Here is a 17922-nt window from a genome sequence, read left to right as displayed (position 1 = left end):
AAATTCAATGAGAAGCAGTCAGAAAAAATGGTCGATCCTCAGTAGAGAAAGCACCTTCTGACTAGAATACACAGACTGGAGAAGATGAACGAGTGGCTTTTGAAACCATCGGGGAAAAATTACGGCAAGCCCGTTTAAACAAAAAAATATCATTAGATGAATTACAACAAATGACGAAGATCCAAAAACGTTACTTGGAATCGATCGATCAAAACGAATTTGATCAATTGCCAGGTAAATTTTATGTTCGTGCATTTATTCGTCAATATGCAGAAGCTGTTGGTGAAGATGGTGATTATTTAGTGGATGTTTTTGATGGGAAAAAATCTTTCGCAGATGAGACCATCAAAAAACGACCAGAACCAGAAACAGTGAGTGGTTCAAGAAAAGCCATGCACGAAGAAGAAAAGAATCTAACAAAATTCTGGACAAGTCTGCCAGTGATTTTATTAGGATTAGTCGCTGTAGCAATTATCACAGTAGTGGCATATATGTCATGGCAAGACCGTCAATCGGAGCCGATCATTGGTGGAACAGCTTCAACGGTATCTGTCGATGGTTCGATCACGGAAGAAGAACCGGAGTCAAGTGAATCAACGGTTGAATCGACCGTGGAATCGACAACAAAATCAACAGAAGAAGAGAAAAAAATGATCATCACACCGGGACAAGACACAGGAAGTGCGCTTTCAATCGAGGTAAAAGATGCGAAAAAACCGATCACATTGGAATTTACAGCAAGTGAACGTGTCTGGATTGGTGTCCAATTGAACAATACGTTTGACTATCACTATCAAGAAACCTTGGTTGCCAATGATACAAAAACAACAGAACTTCCAGAAAATACGACAAATGCAATGATCACACTTGGAGCAGCGAGTAATGCAACGGTCAAATTAAATGGTGAAGAACTGCCTATCAACGCAGGCCCAAATAATACGAGTCTGAAGAATATTTCGCTTTCCTTGCAGTATGCAGAATAACTAGTTTAAACATCAACCGTGTAAAAGAGAGCCGGAATCTCGTGTTGGGCTCTCTTTTCTTGTTTAGATAGTAGGTTATAATGTAGTGAAAGATTTGTTTAGCAATTGAGAGACTATTGGTGGAAACTTTTGCTGGACTGACGTAAAATAGGAAAGAAAGGAGTCGTTCTTGTGAATTTACCAAATCAATTAACTGTACTTAGAATCTGTATGATTCCAGTGTTTATTTTAGTCGTCGGCCTTCCGTTAGATTGGGGGCAATTAACGGTAGGAACAACGTCATTAGCGATCACTCAGCTAGTAGGTGCCATCATTTTTGCTTTAGCAAGTGTGACGGATTGGCTAGATGGGAAAATTGCTCGCTCCAGAGGATTAGTGACGAACTTCGGAAAATTTGCTGATCCATTAGCAGACAAAATGTTAGTTATGACAGCTTTTATCATGTTGGTAGGTCAAGGAAAAGCGCCAGCATGGGTGATTGCGATCATCGTTTGTCGTGAGTTGGCTGTAACAGGGTTACGATTATTGCTTGTCGAGGACGGGGAAGTCATGGCAGCTGCTTGGCCTGGAAAAGTAAAAACAGCTACTCAAATGATTGCGATCATTTTATTATTCATCAATAATATCCCATTCAACTTGATCAATGTACCCCTTGATCAAATCATGTTATACGCTTGTCTGATTTTTACCATCTATTCAGGTGTCGATTACTTTATCAAGAATCGTGGCGTATTCAAAGGATCCATGTAAAATCATAGAGTCACTTAGTGAACCTTGCAATCAGATCGGTCATTTCCGGTCTGATTTTTATTTTTTTGACATAGACGCAATCACAAGAATAAATTGAGCAAGGAGAAATGATTCTATCAGCAAATAGCGTATACTATTTGGTAGAGATAATTAGTCGAACAAAGACTGATTTACAGATAAATAGAGATGTTGCAAAAGCAACCTCAACTAAAGGAAGCGATCAAATATGAAATCTGAAATCATAGCAGTAGGAACAGAATTATTACTTGGACAAGTCGTGAATACGAATGCGACATTTTTATCAGAACAGTTAGCAGATCTAGGAATCGATGTCTATTATCACACAGTTGTCGGGGATAATCCGACTCGTTTGGAGGAGTTACTCCAGTTAGCTGAATCAAGAAGTGAACTAATCATTTTATGTGGTGGATTAGGACCAACAGAAGATGATTTAACAAAAGAAGTTGTTGCAAAACACCTTGATAGAAAACTGATCCAAAATACAGAAGGTTACAAGAAACTGTTGGCATTTTTCGAAACGACAAAAAGAAAAATGACGGATAACAATTTACAACAGTCCCAAATCATTGAAGGTGGCACACCATTACCTAATCGAACTGGCTTAGCGTTAGGCACGTTTTATCAAACGAAAAGCAATGCCTATCTTTTACTTCCTGGGCCACCGAGTGAGTTGAAGCCGATGTTTGTAGAACAAGTACGCCCCTTGTTAGAACAACAATTCCCTTCAGAAGAAAAACTGATCTCAAAAGTGTTGCGCTTCTATGGCATTGGTGAATCACAATTAGTAACCGATCTAAAAGACTTGATTGCTACACAAATCAATCCCACGATTGCTCCTTATGCCAAACCAAATGAAGTCACACTGAGATTGACCGTCAAAACGTCAGACATCCATGCAGGGAATCAAGCGTTGCACGCACTAGAAGAAAAAATCCAAGCCCGTGTCGGTGAATATTTTTATGGCTATGGGGATGACTATTCGTTGCCACAAGCCGTCGTGGATCTACTGAAAGAACAGGGGAAGACAGTCACAGCAGTTGAGAGTTTGACAGCCGGAGGCTTTCAATCCGCACTAGGAGCGATTCCTGGCGTCTCTCAAGTCTTTTCTGGTGGTTTTGTGACTTATTCAGCAGAGACCAAAGCAAAGCTCTTAGGCATCGATCCAGACCTGTTAGAGCAGTTTGGCACAGTCAGTAAAGAATGCGCCGAACAAATGGCGATTCGAGCACGCCAACTCGTTGGTACAGATTATGCCGTAGCGTTTACTGGCGTAGCGGGACCCGACACATTAGAAGGACACCCTGCGGGTACAGTTTGGCTTGCCGTTGCATCAAAAGAAGGCGTAGAAACAAAAGAATGTCACTTCACAAGAGACCGTTCGGCAATCAGAAATAGCGCGATTATGCAAGGATTTGATCTGCTAAGAAAGCAACTATTAAGAAAAAAATAAATGCGAATATTTGTTCGGTTTTCGCTTGCTTTTTATAAATAAAAAAGATATTATAAACGTAATGAAATGTTACTTTGAGTCGTAAAAATAAGGAGGATTATCGTATTGGCAGATGATCGTAAAGCAGCCTTAGATGCTGCATTGAAAAAAATTGAAAAGAACTATGGGAAAGGTTCGATCATGAAACTGGGCGAAAAAATCGACCAACAAATCTCGACAATTCCAAGTGGTTCTCTTGCACTAGATGTTGCTTTAGGGATAGGTGGCTATCCTCGTGGACGGATCATTGAAGTCTACGGTCCAGAAAGTTCAGGTAAAACAACGGTTGCACTTCATGCAATCGCAGAAGTCCAAAAAAATGGTGGGACTGCCGCCTTTATTGATGCGGAACATGCCTTAGATCCACAATATGCCCAAAAATTAGGGGTAAATATCGATGAATTACTCCTTTCTCAACCGGATACAGGAGAACAAGGATTAGAAATCGCTGATGCTTTAGTATCAAGTGGTGCAGTAGATATTGTCGTTATCGACTCAGTAGCAGCTTTAGTACCACGTGCAGAGATCGACGGTGAGATGGGTGACTCACACGTAGGGTTACAAGCTCGTTTGATGTCTCAAGCCTTACGTAAACTGTCAGGATCGATCAACAAAACAAAAACGATCGCGATTTTCATCAACCAAATTCGTGAAAAAGTTGGCGTGATGTTCGGTAATCCAGAAATCACACCAGGAGGACGTGCGCTGAAGTTCTATGCAACGATCCGTTTGGAAGTACGTCGTGCTGAACAATTGAAACAAGGAACGGACATTGTCGGTAACCGTACAAAGATCAAAGTCGTAAAAAATAAAGTAGCGCCACCATTCAAAATCGCTGAAGTCGATGTCATGTATGGCTTAGGTATCTCTCAAGAAGGCGAGCTATTGGATATGGCAGTTGAAAAAGATATCGTTGACAAGAGTGGTGCATGGTATTCTTACAAAGAAGATCGCATTGGTCAAGGTCGTGAAAACGCGAAAATCTATATGTCAAATCATCCAGAGATGATGGCTGAAGTATCTACATTAGTGCGTGCAGCTTATGGCATCGGTGAACCAGTTGATGTACCAGAAGAAGCACAAGAAGAATTACCACTAGATGAATAAAGAAATAAGCGGATATCCGGTAGTCTAATAACTACCGGATGTTTTTTTATTTTTCTCTAGAATAAGCACAAAAAAATAAGTCATCACTCGCTCAAAACCTCCCTTTTTTGAAAAACGAGGAAGCCGTTTCTTTTCGTATTTAAAGTTGACACTACTGGAAACAAACATTAGAATAAACTTGTGCAGGTTTTTATGCACATATGCAACAGCATATTTATAGTTTAGAATAATTTATCATAGAAATTGGTAGATGATAAAAATGGAAAAGATAGTATGGAGGTGGATTTAATGGGACTCAACATTCTCCTCGCTATCATCGGTTTAATTGTCGGTCTTGGTTTAGGGTTTATGGTTGCGAAGTCACGTCATGAGAAAGAAATTGCTGGTGCAAAAACATCAGCTGCAAGTATTCTTGAAGGTGCAAAAAAAGAAGCAGAAACTCTAAAAAAAGAAGCATTGTTGGAAGCTAAGGAAGAAAATCAGAAATATCGTTCTGAAGTTGAAAGTGAGCTGAGAGAAAGTAAATTAGAGCTAAAATCTCAAGAAAATCGATTGATCCAACGCGAACAAACGTTAGATCGTAAAGATGACTCGTTAGAAAAACGAGAAAACTCACTTGAAAGTAAAGAAGAGGCACTTAGTTCAAAACAGCAATTAATTGAAGAGCGAGAAAAAGACGTTGAAAGATTGATTGAAGATCAACAAAAAGAATTAGAAAAAATTGCTGGTTTATCGAAAGAAGATGCAAGAGAAGTAATCATGAAATCAACCGAAGAAGAGTTGAATCATGAACTGACCTTGATGGTAAAAGAATCAGAACAACGTGCAAAAGAAGAAGCAGATCGCAAAGCGAAGAACTTGCTCTCATTGGCTATCCAACGTTGTGCAGCAGATCAAGTTTCTGAAACGACAGTGTCTGTCGTGACATTGCCAAATGACGAAATGAAAGGTCGTATCATCGGACGTGAAGGACGAAACATTCGGACCCTTGAGACCCTTACAGGGATCGATTTGATCATTGATGATACACCAGAAGCAGTCGTTCTTTCAGGATTTGATCCAATTCGTCGAGAAATCGCACGAATGACATTAGAAAAACTGATTCAAGATGGACGGATCCATCCAGCGCGTATTGAAGAAATGGTTGAAAAATCACGCAAAGAAATGGACGAACGGATTCGAGAATATGGAGAAGAAGCAGCCTTTGAAGTCGGCGCACATACGCTTCATCCAGATTTGATCAAGATCATGGGTCGTCTACATTTCCGAACAAGTTATGGCCAAAACGTGTTGAAACACTCGGTCGAAGTAGCGAAATTATCAGGAATCTTAGCAGCGGAGTTAGGCGAAGATATCCAATTGGCGAAACGTGCGGGATTGCTGCATGATATCGGGAAAGCATTAGACCATGAAATTGAAGGCTCACATGTTGAGATCGGTGCAGAACTAGCAGCGAAATACAAAGAGAATCCAGTTGTGATCAATGCGATCGCCTCTCACCATGGCGATGTCGAAGCGACTTCTGTTATTTCCGTCCTAGTTGCCGCTGCAGACGCATTATCAGCAGCTCGCCCAGGTGCAAGAAGCGAATCATTGGAAAACTATATCCGTCGTTTGAGAAGCCTAGAAACGATCTCAAACAGCTTTGCCGGTGTTGAATCAAGTTTTGCTGTCCAAGCCGGACGTGAAGTACGCGTCATGGTCAAACCAGAAGAAATCTCTGATTTAGACGCGGTACGCTTAGTACGCGATATCCGTAAACGCATCGAAGATGATCTGGATTACCCAGGACACATCAAAGTAATCGTGATCCGAGAGACTCGTGCAACCGATTATGCGAAATAAAAAATAGTTAAAATATAGGATGACCCAACAGATTAGATTAGTCTGTTGGGTCATTTTTTTTATTGACTTTAGTCAAAGATGTGTGTTTAGAATTATTAAAAGTAGATAAAATCGCAGAAACAGTCGAAGGTCAATACTTAAGAAAATTCCTTGATATACCACCTTCTTTTCAATAAGAGAAGATTTTAAAGGAATCAATCGAGCGACTCCTTTCGATCGCAACAAAAGGCGAACAATGTTTGCGTCGAACAGCAGACTGGGGATTTGAAAATATTTGGGTCGTTTCGACTGATTTTGTGCTAGATGAGAAGACACATGCCTATTATTCCATTAGTAATGATGATCCGAAAGCCTATGCCTTTGTATTGAAAGAAGATGCTGAGTGTCGCATCATTATTGTAGCGGATGCTTTCCATAGAAGACCATAAATTTTATCAGGAATCCAAATGGCAGCACCCCCAGAGATTACGATTACGCATGAAACTACACACATTGTTTTAGGAACATATGATGTTGTTAAATATGGGCTAACGTCTATTGGATTTTTGCCTAGTGGTCAAACATGTGAAAGATGATTTTCTTGCACGCTACGCAGAGTATTTTGAACCTCCTAATTTTGATCAATTTGTTACAGCGGTAGCAAAAAAGCAAAATGCCCCTCAGTCATCTAAAAAAACTGTCATCAAAGCATTTCAAACAGACCCTTTATTATTTACTAAGTTCAAATTGACGGATGCTCAATTGCTTGCAACGATTATAAGAGATTTTGCCAATCAAAATAGGTTCTATAACCAACCGTGTGTCAAAAGAAAAACAAAGGCAGAGGAAATGGGAGATGGCAAGCTATTCACTGTGTTAGCAATGATGCAAACAGTTAATTTCTTTGTTTTAGAACAAACCAAAGATTTAGAAAAAAAGCAAGAATTGTCTGAAATGACGCCGACAAGATCTACTCAAATAAGAGATGAAGTAGCGAATTTTGCAAGGATCATGAGAGGGGGTGAGGATAAAAATGAGTTCCACGATAACCCCCGCGTCAAAAGAGAGACAAAAGAAGAAGGATTAGGAGATAGTAAGCTGTTTAGTGGTGCAACGACGATGCAAACAGGTGTTTTTTTAGTGATTGAACAAGCTAAACGTTTAGAAAAGAAACAAGCAGTACCAAAATGTCGACAGAAGTACCTGCTCAAACAAGAGATGGAGCGGTAGATTCTGCAAAGATCATAAGTCATGGCAAAAAGGTTAGTAAAGAGACCAACGCGACAATCACTTACCAGCAGTCTATCGTGAAGGGAAAACAGGTTAGTCTGTAAAACGAACAGTAAAGGACACTAGCCAAAAAAAATAGCATAGAGATAAAGTATAATTTTACTACTGTAAGTATCAGCTAAAATATGAAGAACAACCTCTTCGATTACTAAGACAGTAAGCATAAAAATGTGCGGTCTTATTCTCGAAGAGGTTACGGATGTTCTCGGCGTTTATTCAGTTCTAAGGTAACAGAAAAAAGTGAATTTACAAGGATTTTTATATATTATTGTTATTATTTAATTTTAAAATAACTATTTTATAGTTATTTTTCTGGTGTAAGCAAGTGATTTAGTGTTTTTTTATCAGTATGTTATTGCGTTTGTTGTGTCAATAATAAAAAAACATAAATTATTTAATGTAGGGCTTTAAATATGTGGTTTAATATTTAGAGAGATTTCTCACAAAATATTGTTGGAGGAGTATAAATGATTAAATCTAAAATCATTACCTTATCTGTCACAATCAGTACGTTAGCTAGTGTTATAGTATTTTCGGTTTTAGGAGTTAATGAGTCAGTATTTGCCTCGGAGTATCAAGAAAAAACAACGACAGAGGCTAAATCTTATCAAACGGATTTATTTAATGATGCGGTTATCACTTATAAGAATACTGCTAAGATTAATCAATTCGATGAAAACAATGAGCATATTATTCAGTTGCTAGATAGAAACAATAATGTATTGGCCGCAGAGGTTACTAATTTACAAACATTAGAAACAATGGCTGTAACAAGAACAGGTAGTGAAGTGATTGTCGAGAAAAAAGAAAAAAATAATGATGGTGAATATAGACAAATAACTGAAAAATACCCATTGATAGTCGAAAATAGTGAAAAAAATGGGTTAGATGATCTCTCAAATAATCTACTAAGTCTGAAATATACCTCATGGAATTATACGAATTTAGCTGTAGGGAAAAATATATTTGGGTCGCTAGTAAATATAGGGATTGCGTCTTTAATTACTTTTACAGCTGGTGTATTTGGTATTGCAACAATTGCAGCAGAATTTTTACTTGAGTATATGGGGGCATATGGTCTATCTAGTGGAGCAGCCATTGCATCGGCTTTAGACACTAGTGGTAATGGTTGGATTGGATTATATGTTCGAGAAGTATGGAATGACTCATGGACGGTATATCATGGAACGCAGCATCGAACGATGTGACTAACCTTATGAAGAAATACATCGTTAAATTACTAGTTATATTTTTACTTGTATTAGTCTTTATCGGCTTGGTTGAGTTTTTATTGAAAGGAAATAAATCCATACTAATATCAACCAGTGGTTTAGGCTATGTTTTTGGCGTTCCATTTTTATCCGTTAAACCGTTTAAGAATGAAACTAGGATAAGAAAAATCCAATATGTGGTTCTTCTCTTCTTGTGTTTTTACTTACCACCTAAAATAGTAAGCTCATTTGGGGTTGAAAAATTTGAGATTACACGTTTTTTGTACGCTATATTAATACTTGTAGGAATACTAATTTTATATGGGGTAATTTTGTTTACACAGCGAAACAAGAAATAATAGCAATTGTTCAATATAAACAAGCCGAAGAATCCAGAAGTAGGCACAGGCGTTTTAGGATTCTTCGGCTTGTTTTGTTTTTAACAATATTAAATTTTATTTTTTTCAGTCTATCCTTGCATCGCTTCTTCGTTTACAACATTTCTTTATCTTTTTCGATTGTTTTCGTGATCCCTGTGATGATTGCAGGGATAAACCCAGCTTCTTCTAATGCGACGACACCGGCAACTGTCGTTCCGTCTGGAGAAGATACTTGATCAACTAATTCCCAAGGATTTTCATCGCTTGCTAGGAACTTTTGGCAGGAACCTAAAATCGCTTTAGCGGCAATTTCTGTTGCTGTTTTTTTAGGTAGTCCATGTAAAACACCTGCACGTCCCATTGCATCGATCAACATATAAATAAAAGCAGGGGAGCTTCCAGCCAATCCGATAAATGTACTGAAATCATCTTCTGCTAAAGGGTAGACACTACCAATCGCTTCAAAGATTTGTGTCGCTTGTGTCAACTGTTCATTTGTTGCTGCTTGGTTTTTGCAGATTGCAGAAACACCCGCGCCAACACTCACGTTGACATTGGGCATCACACGAATGATAGCAGCTTCTGGATCCAGTGCTTGTTCTAGTGTTGCAAGCGATTTTCCTGAAGCAATTGAGATAAACAACTGTTGTTTACGATGGTCGCGTAATTCATTTAACACCTGTTCGATGATTTTTGGTTTCACTGCCAAAACAACGATTTCTGCTTTTTCAGCAATCTCTTGATTGGTTTGGCAAGCATTGACCCCAACTTTACCAGCAAAGCGTTGGGCATTTTCATAATGACCGCTTGAAACAAAAATATCTTCTTTAGCCACTAGATTATTTGCTAAGATACCATGAATAATTGCTTGTGCCATATTTCCTGTACCGATAAATCCGATTTTCATGTAATCCTCTCCTTTGGTTTTTAGCATAGCTTTTTTTCTCATAACCTGCAAGTCGAGAGACGAACTGATTTTGAAGAAGTCAAGGAGAGTATACATAAGGGGAGGACAGTGAGTGTGAAGCTAGTGAATGGCGGATTTTTCTGGGGGAATAAAAGCGATTAAAAAGCCAGCTCCTTCAATAGTAAGTCAAAACGTGAAAAAATATGAGGAGCTATTTTCCCACGTTCTGTCTTACTACTTGGAGCTTAACGGCTTTTTCACAACCTAATGCCCAAAGTGGAAAAATCAATGTAAATAAGATAACATGAGTGTATATGTTTAGAAAGTCTACAGGTGAGGAAGGGTGCCGGTGAAAAATAAATTACAGATAATGATCCAGTGGGTGAAAGCACATCAGTTGATTTTGAAGCTGATTTTCTTTGGATCGATCCTTGTTTTTGTGGCGAATCAAGTCGCAAACATTGCCCATAGGATGAGTTGGCAAGATGTCTGGCACACGATGGAACAACAAAGTCATGTCACGTTAGCATGGATGATATTAGCAGGTTTGATTGGTGTGATGCCGATGTTACTTTATGATTGGGTAACGATTCGAGTATTGGAAAAACAAGGCAAGCCCAAAATGAGTCGTAAAGACTTTTTGTTATCTGCATGGATCACGAATACGATCAATAACTTGGCAGGATTCGGAGGGATTGTCGGAGCAAGCTTGCGCGCCAGTTTTTATGGCAAGCACACGAATCGGAAAATGGTGTTGGCAACAGTCTCTAAGGTTGCTTTGTTTCTATTGACGGGTCTTTCTATTTGGTCATTAGTGACATTCATCAATGTCTTCTTTCTTCAAACAGATAGTGTATTTCGCAGTTATTGGATTTGGTTATTTGGTGGTAGCTTTTTGGCACCGCTTATCTTTTTGTTTGCCTATTTGAAACGTAAAACGCTATTTGTAGAATTTTATCCTAAAGGCTTACTGGGCTTGTTGCTGGCTTCCTTTGGACAATGGACCGGTGCCTTAGTGGTTTTCTTGTTGATTGGGCGCTTGATGGCTGTAGATATTTCTGTATGGTCCTTGTACCCTATGTTTATCATTGCCACATTGATTGGGATGTTGACGATGGTGCCAGGTGGTGTAGGAACATTTGATGTGCTGATGATCTTAGGAATGAGTCAACTTGGCGTGCGGCAAGATGTTGCACTTGTTTGGTTACTTTATTATCGTTTGTTCTATTATGTTCTACCATTTCTTTCAGGGATCGTTTTATTTTTGACACACACAGGTGTCAAAATCAATCGGTTTTTAGATAATATTCCCCGACTATTTTTTCAAAAAATTGCTCATTTGGTGTTAGTGTGTGCCGTTTATTTTGCGGGAATCATGATGGTCTTACTTTCAACGATCACGAATCTTTCGACTGTCAGTCGGTTGTTTCAAATACTCTTACCCTTTTCGTTTGATTTTTTAGATCAGTCATTGAATCTGCTGGTTGGGTTCTTATTGTTAGGACTAGCTAGAGCTTTAGCGATGAAAGTCAAAAAAGCATTTATTCCTACGATTGCTTTACTCGCTTTTGGCATCATCAACACTGTGATGCGAACCTTATCATGGGAATTGATTGTTGTATACCTTTTGATTTTATTAGCGGTGTGGTTATCCCGAAAAGAGTTTTATCGTGAAAAGTTCGTCTATTCTTGGGGAGCAATCATATTTGATGCGTGTTTGTTTGGCTTTTTATTTATTGTTTATGCAATCGCAGGCTATCACCGTGGAAGTTTTTGGGTAGGTGATTTAACTGCGAATCGCTTTATTCTCTTTCCATCTGAGGATGTTTGGTTTTCAGGACTGATTGGTTTAGGGATCTCATTACTTGCGTTAGTTGCATTGTACCAATATTTAGCTTCAGAGACAGGGTTTGGTGAACCTCTGGATCAAATGCGTTTAAATCGCCTTTTGACCGCCTATGGTGGAACGGCAGCTAGTCATTATCTGCACTTACCTGGATATACTTATTTTTATTATCAGGAAAATGGTCAAGATAAAGTAGTGTTTGGTTACCAAATCAAAGGGAATAAATGTTTTGTTCTTGGTGATCCGATTGGTGATCCAACGAAGATACGTACAGCTACGCATGAGTTTTTGAAAAAAGCCGATTGTTTTGGCTATGAATTAGCTTTTTATAAAGTATCCGAAAGTTATGTCGTCATGCTTCACGAAGCGGGTTTTCACTTTGCAAAAGTTGGCGAAGCAGCAATTACTGATCTTTCTTCAGATGCGCTACACTGGCGCACAAAGCAGATCGAATTACAACGTTTGACGAATGAGGGCTACCATTTTACTTGGTATGACCAATTACCTGAAGAGTTGCTCGAACCGATCCAAGAAGTTTCTCAAAAATGGTTGGATGGTTCTCGTGAGAAGCATTTCTCTGTTGGTTATTTTGAGAAAGATTATCTCTTGATGAGTGGTATTGGTATTGTTCGGAAAGAGCAGAAAATCGTTGGGTTTATTACATCTCAACCAATCAATGACCGCCAAGCGGGGTATGATTTATTGCGGTATCTGCCGAACCAGCCGAATAGTCTAGGTGATTACTTACTTGCAAATCTATTGGATGTCTATCGCAAAAATGGGTATGCAGAAGCAAATCTGGGACTGGCTCCACTTGCAAATGTCGGAGAAACTGATTTCTCGTTCTTACAAGAAAAAGTGATGAGGATCATCTTTAATTACGGGAATTTCTTTTACTCATTCCAATTAGCTTACGAAGAAAAACAAAGGTATGTTACTCATTGGGAAGGCCGTTATTTTGCATATATGAAAGGAAGTAGTTTTACTTTAGCCACATGGCAGCTTTTCTTATTGATTGGCAAAGGGAAAGAAAAAGGAACAAGTCTAGCAGAAGAAGTTCTGACAGAATTGTAAAAATGATTGTAAAGCTGTGAGGAAAGTGTTTACGCATGTTGGTGGAAGCTATACTTTTATTTTCCCCTATGATAGAATACTTTCGACTTAGACTTTTCGAATGGGTGAGAGGATGGAATTGATTGAAAAAGCACCAGCGAAGATAAACTTAGGGTTGGATGTGTTATATAAAAGACCAGATGGGTATCATGAGTTGGAAATGGTGATGTCAAGTGTAGATTTAGCTGATCACTTGTTCTTTGAAGAGCTATCGGAAGATCGGATCATTGTTGAAACGAATAAAGCATTTTTACCGGTAGATCAGCGTAACAATGTGTATCAAGCAGCTTTGTTGTTGAAAAAGAAATATCAAATCAAAAAAGGCGTAAAAATCGTTGTGAAAAAAAATATTCCTGTCGCTGCTGGCCTAGGTGGTGGAAGTACAGATTGTGCTGCCGCGTTGCGAGGGATCAATCGGTTATGGGAGTTAGGCTGTAGCTTAGAAGAACTAGCAGAGATCGGCTTGGAAGTGGGGACAGATGTTCCTTACTGTGTTTATGGCCAAACAGCTTACGTAGGCGGAAAGGGAGAAATCGTCCAATTGTTGCCAGCGATGCCCTCTTGCTGGATTATCTTGGTAAAACCTAAAATGAGTGTTTCGACACGAACTGTTTTTCGAGAAATCGATACGCAAAAAATCCAACATCAAGATATTCCTGGGTTGGCTGATGCGCTTCGACAACAAGATTATCAAAAAATGTTGACGAAAATGGGGAATAGTCTTGAAGATGTGACAGGAAAACGCCATCCGGTCATTCATCAAATTAAAGAGCGAATGATCAAATATGGTGCAGACGCGGCCCTGATGAGCGGTAGTGGACCAACTGTTTTTGCCCTTTGTCAACACTATTCCAGAGCACAACGCGTCTACAACGGATTAAAAGGTTTTTGTGAGGAAGTTTATCTTGTCAGAACGCTATAAACGTATGAAAGAGACACGATGTCATGACGGAAGCAGTCAGATTCGAAAAATAAGCGGTAAAAGAGGTCGGAATAGAAGTGTTTAGCCTCGAGAAATAAGGCGCCATCCACGAAAATTGTTTTTTAAATTTTTGTGGATGGCGCCTTATTTTCGAAGAGGTTACTTCTGTTTCTGCCGTTTATTCAGTTTTAGGAGATGTGAGAGGACTAATATTCCAGACATCTTTCCCGCTGATTTCGTTTTAGAAGATGAAGGATCGTTACCTTCTTTTTTGTTATCAATCTCAACCAATCGTTCATTGTTCTCGGGACATAAAATAATAGTGTGGAACAGCCACTTTTTGACCAAAGTTGAAAGAAAACAATTACGTTCGTTGTTGATATGACGGGCAATTCATTTGTTTTCCGATTTACATGGTAAGTTTGCATTTAAATCAGAAAATCAGGTTAAACTATTGACTGTTTTTTTTTTATTTGGTACATTAATCCTCGTTGATAAATCGTAATATTACGATTTGTTTTGAAAGGAGCATATATGAAGAAATATTTATTAGCCGCATCTTTAGCAATAGGAGCTTTCCTATTTACAGCGTGTGGACAGACAACCCAAGAATCGGCACAAGATGAGTTGAACGTTGTCGCAACGTTTTACCCGATGTATGAATTTACGAAAGAAGTCGTTGGTGATACTGGGAAGGTCGAATTATTGATCCCCGCAGGAACGGAACCCCATGATTTTGAGCCAAGTGCCAAACAAAGTGCAACCATTGCGGATGCAGATGTTTTTGTTTATAACAGCTCAGATATGGAATTTTTTGTTGACTCATTGAAAGATACGGTCGATACCGATCGAACGTTGATGATCGAAGCCGCTAAGGGAATTGAACGTCTAGAGTCACAAGAAGAGCATGAAGAAGAGCATGAAGAAGAGCACGAAGAATCAGAAGGACATCAGCATGATCATGCCTATGACCCTCATGTTTGGTTAGATCCAACATTAGCGATCCAAGAAGTACAGACGATTGCTACAGAGCTCGGCAAGAAATATCCAGATAAGAAAGATACATTTGACCAAAATGCCGCAGCTTATATCAAAAAATTAGAAGCATTGGATCAGAACTATACAGAAGCATTAAAAGGTGCAACCAATCGAACATTTGTGACGCAACATGCTGCCTTTGCTTATTTAGCAAATCGCTACGACCTAAAACAAGTAGCCATCTCAGGAGTTTCACCGGATCAAGAGCCGACGCCTAGTCGATTGGCTGAATTGAAAGATTTTGTCGATCAAAATAAAATCGAAGTTATCTATTTTGAAGAAAATGCGTCATCTAAAGTAGCAGAGACATTATCAAAGGAAACAGGTGTAAAACTTGAAGTACTTAATCCTCTTGAGAGTTTGACGAATGAACAAATCAAAGCGGGTGAAACCTACATTTCTACCATGGAGAAAAACCTAGAGGCATTAAAAGAAAGCATAAAGTAAAGGAAGGGAGTCCTCTATGTGCGTTATATAGAAATAGCTGATCTTACTTTCTATTATGATGAAGAACCTGTGTTAGAAGGTGTTTCTTATCATGTAGATGCCGGTGAATTTGTGATTTTGACTGGTGAAAACGGGGCGGCAAAATCTACATTGATCAAAGCTTCTTTGGGGTTATTGAAACCCTCTAAAGGGACCATCAAAATTGCAGGAAAAAATCAGGACGGAGACAAATTAAGTATCGGGTACATTCCCCAACAAGTTTCTTCCTTTAATGCGGGTTTTCCTAGTACAGTCTTAGAATTAGTACGTTCTGGCAGATATCCGAGAGGTCGTTGGTTCAAACGGTTAAGCGAAAAAGACCATGAGCATGTCAAGCGTGCCTTAGAATCTGTTGGTATGTGGGATATGCGTCATCGTCGGATCGGTGAGCTGTCTGGTGGTCAAAAGCAACGAATCAGTTTAGCACGTATTTTTGCGACTGATCCAGATTTATTTGTACTTGATGAACCAACTACTGGAATGGATGAAGAATCACGAAATGAATTTTATCGTTTGTTGCGCCATAGCGCACACGACCATGGGAAAGCTGTATTGATGATCACTCATGATCACGAAGACATCAAACAATATGCGGATCGACAAATCCGTTTAGTGAGAAAGGAGGATTCTCAATGGCGTTGCTTTCATATGAATTCATGAGGCGGGCATTTCTTGCTGCGATCTTTATTGCAGGAATCGCACCAATGTTAGGAGTATTCTTAGTGATACGTCGGCAATCGTTGATGGCAGATACACTGTCTCATGTTTCTTTAGCAGGGGTAGCCTTAGGATTTTTCCTCAATCTCAATCCAACGATGACCACAATGGTGGTAGTCGTTATCGCTGCAATCATTTTAGAATACCTACGTTCGATGTATCGTACGTATTCAGAGATTTCCATTGCGATCTTAATGGCAGGAGGACTTGCGCTTGCATTAGTTTTGATGAATTTGAGTGGGGGTAATTCTGCCACGAGCATCCAATCTTATTTATTTGGATCGATTGTGACGATCACTTGGCCACAAGTTCTATTCCTAGGTATTTTGTTTGCAGTAATCGGTCTTTTGTTTTTCTTATTCAAACGTCCGATGTACGTGTTAACCTTTGATGAAGACACCGCTCATGTCGATGGGCTGCCAGTTCGTTGGATGTCAATGATGTTCAATATCATTACTGGGGTAGCAATCGCTGTCATGATCCCGATAGCAGGCGCGTTGCTGATTTCTGCTATTATGGTTTTACCAGCAGCAATCGGGATGCGTTTAGGGAAAAGCTTCAATATTGTTATATTGATCAGTATCATCGTTGGTTTTATTGGTATGCTTTCTGGGTTAACTAGTTCGTTCTACTTGGATACACCGCCAGGGGCAACTATCACATTAGTATTTATCTTTTTATTCTTATTAGTCAACTTGAGTAAACGTATTTTATTAGGAATTAGAAGGAAAAAATAGACCACTATTTTTAAAACAGGTAGTTATTTGAGACAAACAAATGTCTTAAATAGTTACCTGCTTTTTTATAAATACCGAACTATTTTCTTAATTTTGGATAAAATGCTCGAATTTTCCCGAAAAAACTTATATAATGAAACACGATAAAATTTGTTGGAAAAAGGAGCTGGAATTTTTGAAAGTACGTCGCAGTGAGCGTCTTGTCGATATGACACAGTATTTATTAGATCATCCGCATGAATTGATTTCATTAACAAGCTTTGCCGAACGTTATGAATCTGCTAAATCTTCGATCAGTGAAGATTTGGGAATCATCAAAAAAACATTTAAAGAAAGAGGTTACGGAACGCTTGAAACAATCCCTGGTGCAGCCGGAGGTGTTCTATTCATTCCGGAGATTTCCTACGAAGAAGCAAAGAAATATGTTGAATCGCTAGCTGAGCGCTTGTCTGAACAAGACCGTTTACTCCCTGGAGGCTATGTTTACTTATCTGATCTATTAGGAGAACCTGAGCTATTACGTCAAGTAGGGAAAATCATTGCCTCAAAATATTTAGGAGAAAAAATCGATGCTGTAATGACTGTAGCCACAAAAGGGGTGCCAATCGCTCAAGCCGTTTCCTATTACTTGAACGCACCGTTTGTCATCGTTCGTCGTGACTCTAAGATTACAGAAGGTTCTACAGTGAGTGTGAACTATGTTTCAGGTTCATCTGAACGGATCGAAAAAATGGAACTATCAAAAAGAAGTTTGAAACGTGGTTCTCGCGTGCTTGTCGTCGATGACTTTATGAAAGGCGGCGGAACAGTGAACGGAATGAAGAGCTTGATTGAAGAATTTGAATCTGAGCTTGTCGGTATCACTGTGTTTGCGGAGTCAAAATTCAACGGACATCGCGCAATCAATGACTACACGTCGCTACTTTACGTCAAAGATGTGGATACAAAAACGAAAAATATCACTGTAGTACCAGGCAACTATTTCGAAGAATAAAACAACGAACATAGCGGTGCTATGGAAAAAGAAGAGGCGATGGATGATGTCTCTTCTTTTTTTGCGTCCTGGTTGCTAAAATGAACGTTTAGTTGAAAAAAAAGAGC

Annotated in this window: 16 protein-coding genes; 15 read left to right on the top strand and 1 reads right to left on the bottom strand. The window is 39.1% G+C overall.

Annotated features, from left to right (window positions below; genetic code table 11):
- The first annotated feature begins 92 nt into the window (after positions 1 to 92).
- The 9 genes from ACH0AK_RS11535 to ACH0AK_RS11495 all read left to right on the top strand — a co-directional run bounded on the left by ACH0AK_RS11535 (position 93) and on the right by ACH0AK_RS11495 (position 9034).
- Entirely contained in the window at positions 93 to 983 is an 891-nt protein-coding gene (locus tag ACH0AK_RS11535; RefSeq protein WP_010734073.1) for a helix-turn-helix domain-containing protein, read from the top strand.
- Between the two features lie 171 nt (positions 984 to 1154).
- Positions 1155 to 1733 (top strand): CDP-diacylglycerol--glycerol-3-phosphate 3-phosphatidyltransferase, encoded by a 579-nt coding sequence (gene pgsA / locus ACH0AK_RS11530; RefSeq protein ID WP_019723896.1) that lies wholly within the window; start codon positions 1155 to 1157, stop codon positions 1731 to 1733.
- Positions 1734 to 1959: 226 nt separating this feature from the next.
- Positions 1960 to 3204 carry a competence/damage-inducible protein A gene (locus ACH0AK_RS11525; RefSeq protein ID WP_023520517.1) on the top strand — a complete coding sequence of 415 codons (1245 nt, stop codon included), beginning with the start codon at positions 1960 to 1962 and terminating at the stop codon, positions 3202 to 3204.
- A gap of 105 nt (positions 3205 to 3309) precedes the next feature.
- Complete coding sequence (gene recA, locus ACH0AK_RS11520; protein WP_010734076.1) at positions 3310 to 4350, top strand: recombinase RecA; 1041 nt, start codon at positions 3310 to 3312, stop codon at positions 4348 to 4350.
- 288 nt (positions 4351 to 4638) lie between these two features.
- Complete coding sequence (rny, locus tag ACH0AK_RS11515) at positions 4639 to 6195, top strand: ribonuclease Y (protein ID WP_010734077.1); 1557 nt, start codon at positions 4639 to 4641, stop codon at positions 6193 to 6195.
- Between the two features lie 239 nt (positions 6196 to 6434).
- Positions 6435 to 6623, top strand: coding sequence for a hypothetical protein (locus ACH0AK_RS11510; RefSeq protein ID WP_226077012.1), 189 nt, complete (start codon positions 6435 to 6437; stop codon positions 6621 to 6623).
- Between the two features lie 124 nt (positions 6624 to 6747).
- Positions 6748 to 7404, top strand: coding sequence for a hypothetical protein (locus ACH0AK_RS11505; protein WP_023520516.1), 657 nt, complete (start codon positions 6748 to 6750; stop codon positions 7402 to 7404).
- Between the two features lie 527 nt (positions 7405 to 7931).
- Positions 7932 to 8672 (top strand): hypothetical protein, encoded by a 741-nt coding sequence (locus ACH0AK_RS11500; RefSeq protein WP_023520514.1) that lies wholly within the window; start codon positions 7932 to 7934, stop codon positions 8670 to 8672.
- A gap of 8 nt (positions 8673 to 8680) precedes the next feature.
- Entirely contained in the window at positions 8681 to 9034 is a 354-nt protein-coding gene (locus ACH0AK_RS11495; RefSeq protein WP_034691573.1) for a hypothetical protein, read from the top strand.
- A gap of 133 nt (positions 9035 to 9167) precedes the next feature.
- On the opposite strand, the gene proC is transcribed toward ACH0AK_RS11495, so the two are convergent.
- Positions 9168 to 9962 carry a pyrroline-5-carboxylate reductase gene (gene proC / locus ACH0AK_RS11490; protein ID WP_226077025.1) on the bottom strand — a complete coding sequence of 265 codons (795 nt, stop codon included), beginning with the start codon at positions 9960 to 9962 and terminating at the stop codon, positions 9168 to 9170.
- Between the two features lie 349 nt (positions 9963 to 10311).
- Between proC and mprF the strand changes: the two genes are divergently transcribed.
- The 6 genes from mprF (at position 10312) to purR (ending at position 17815) form a co-directional block, all read left to right on the top strand.
- The gene (gene mprF / locus ACH0AK_RS11485; protein ID WP_499796909.1) at positions 10312 to 12882 is read left to right on the top strand and encodes a bifunctional lysylphosphatidylglycerol flippase/synthetase MprF; all 2571 of its coding nucleotides are present in this window, start codon (positions 10312 to 10314) and stop codon (positions 12880 to 12882) included.
- Positions 12883 to 12994: 112 nt separating this feature from the next.
- The gene (gene ispE, locus ACH0AK_RS11480) at positions 12995 to 13843 is read left to right on the top strand and encodes a 4-(cytidine 5'-diphospho)-2-C-methyl-D-erythritol kinase (protein ID WP_023520512.1); all 849 of its coding nucleotides are present in this window, start codon (positions 12995 to 12997) and stop codon (positions 13841 to 13843) included.
- A gap of 534 nt (positions 13844 to 14377) precedes the next feature.
- Positions 14378 to 15328: a metal ABC transporter substrate-binding protein gene (locus ACH0AK_RS11475; RefSeq protein ID WP_226077026.1), complete on the top strand. Its 951-nt coding sequence runs from the start codon at positions 14378 to 14380 to the stop codon at positions 15326 to 15328.
- 18 nt (positions 15329 to 15346) lie between these two features.
- Entirely contained in the window at positions 15347 to 16027 is a 681-nt protein-coding gene (locus ACH0AK_RS11470) for a metal ABC transporter ATP-binding protein (protein WP_010734086.1), read from the top strand.
- Positions 16000 to 16821, top strand: a complete 822-nt coding sequence (locus ACH0AK_RS11465) for a metal ABC transporter permease (RefSeq protein WP_019722358.1) — start codon at positions 16000 to 16002, stop codon at positions 16819 to 16821. Before ACH0AK_RS11470 ends, ACH0AK_RS11465 begins: the two co-directional genes overlap by 28 nt.
- A 175-nt stretch (positions 16822 to 16996) precedes the next feature.
- Positions 16997 to 17815 carry a pur operon repressor gene (gene purR, locus ACH0AK_RS11460; RefSeq protein WP_010734088.1) on the top strand — a complete coding sequence of 273 codons (819 nt, stop codon included), beginning with the start codon at positions 16997 to 16999 and terminating at the stop codon, positions 17813 to 17815.
- The last annotated feature ends 107 nt before the right edge of the window (positions 17816 to 17922 follow it).

Origin of the sequence: Enterococcus pernyi (assembly GCF_045371165.1) — a bacterium.
GTDB lineage: Bacteria > Bacillota > Bacilli > Lactobacillales > Enterococcaceae > Enterococcus_B > Enterococcus_B pernyi.
The sequence above is the reverse complement of the archived record's forward strand: the minus strand, read 5'-3'. Positions and strand labels throughout refer to the sequence as shown.

Excerpts from the sequence above, each read along its gene's own strand:
- ACH0AK_RS11525 (WP_023520517.1), top strand. The coding sequence starts at position 1,960 with ATGAAATCTGAAATCATAGCAGTAGGAACAGAATTATTACTTGGACAA.
- rny (WP_010734077.1), top strand. The coding sequence starts at position 4,639 with ATGGGACTCAACATTCTCCTCGCTATCATCGGTTTAATTGTCGGTCTT.
- ACH0AK_RS11500 (WP_023520514.1), top strand. The coding sequence starts at position 7,932 with ATGATTAAATCTAAAATCATTACCTTATCTGTCACAATCAGTACGTTA.
- ACH0AK_RS11495 (WP_034691573.1), top strand. The coding sequence starts at position 8,681 with ATGAAGAAATACATCGTTAAATTACTAGTTATATTTTTACTTGTATTA.
- proC (WP_226077025.1), bottom strand. The coding sequence starts at position 9,962 with ATGAAAATCGGATTTATCGGTACAGGAAATATGGCACAAGCAATTATT.
- ispE (WP_023520512.1), top strand. The coding sequence starts at position 12,995 with ATGGAATTGATTGAAAAAGCACCAGCGAAGATAAACTTAGGGTTGGAT.
- ACH0AK_RS11475 (WP_226077026.1), top strand. The coding sequence starts at position 14,378 with ATGAAGAAATATTTATTAGCCGCATCTTTAGCAATAGGAGCTTTCCTA.
- ACH0AK_RS11465 (WP_019722358.1), top strand. The coding sequence starts at position 16,000 with ATGGCGTTGCTTTCATATGAATTCATGAGGCGGGCATTTCTTGCTGCG.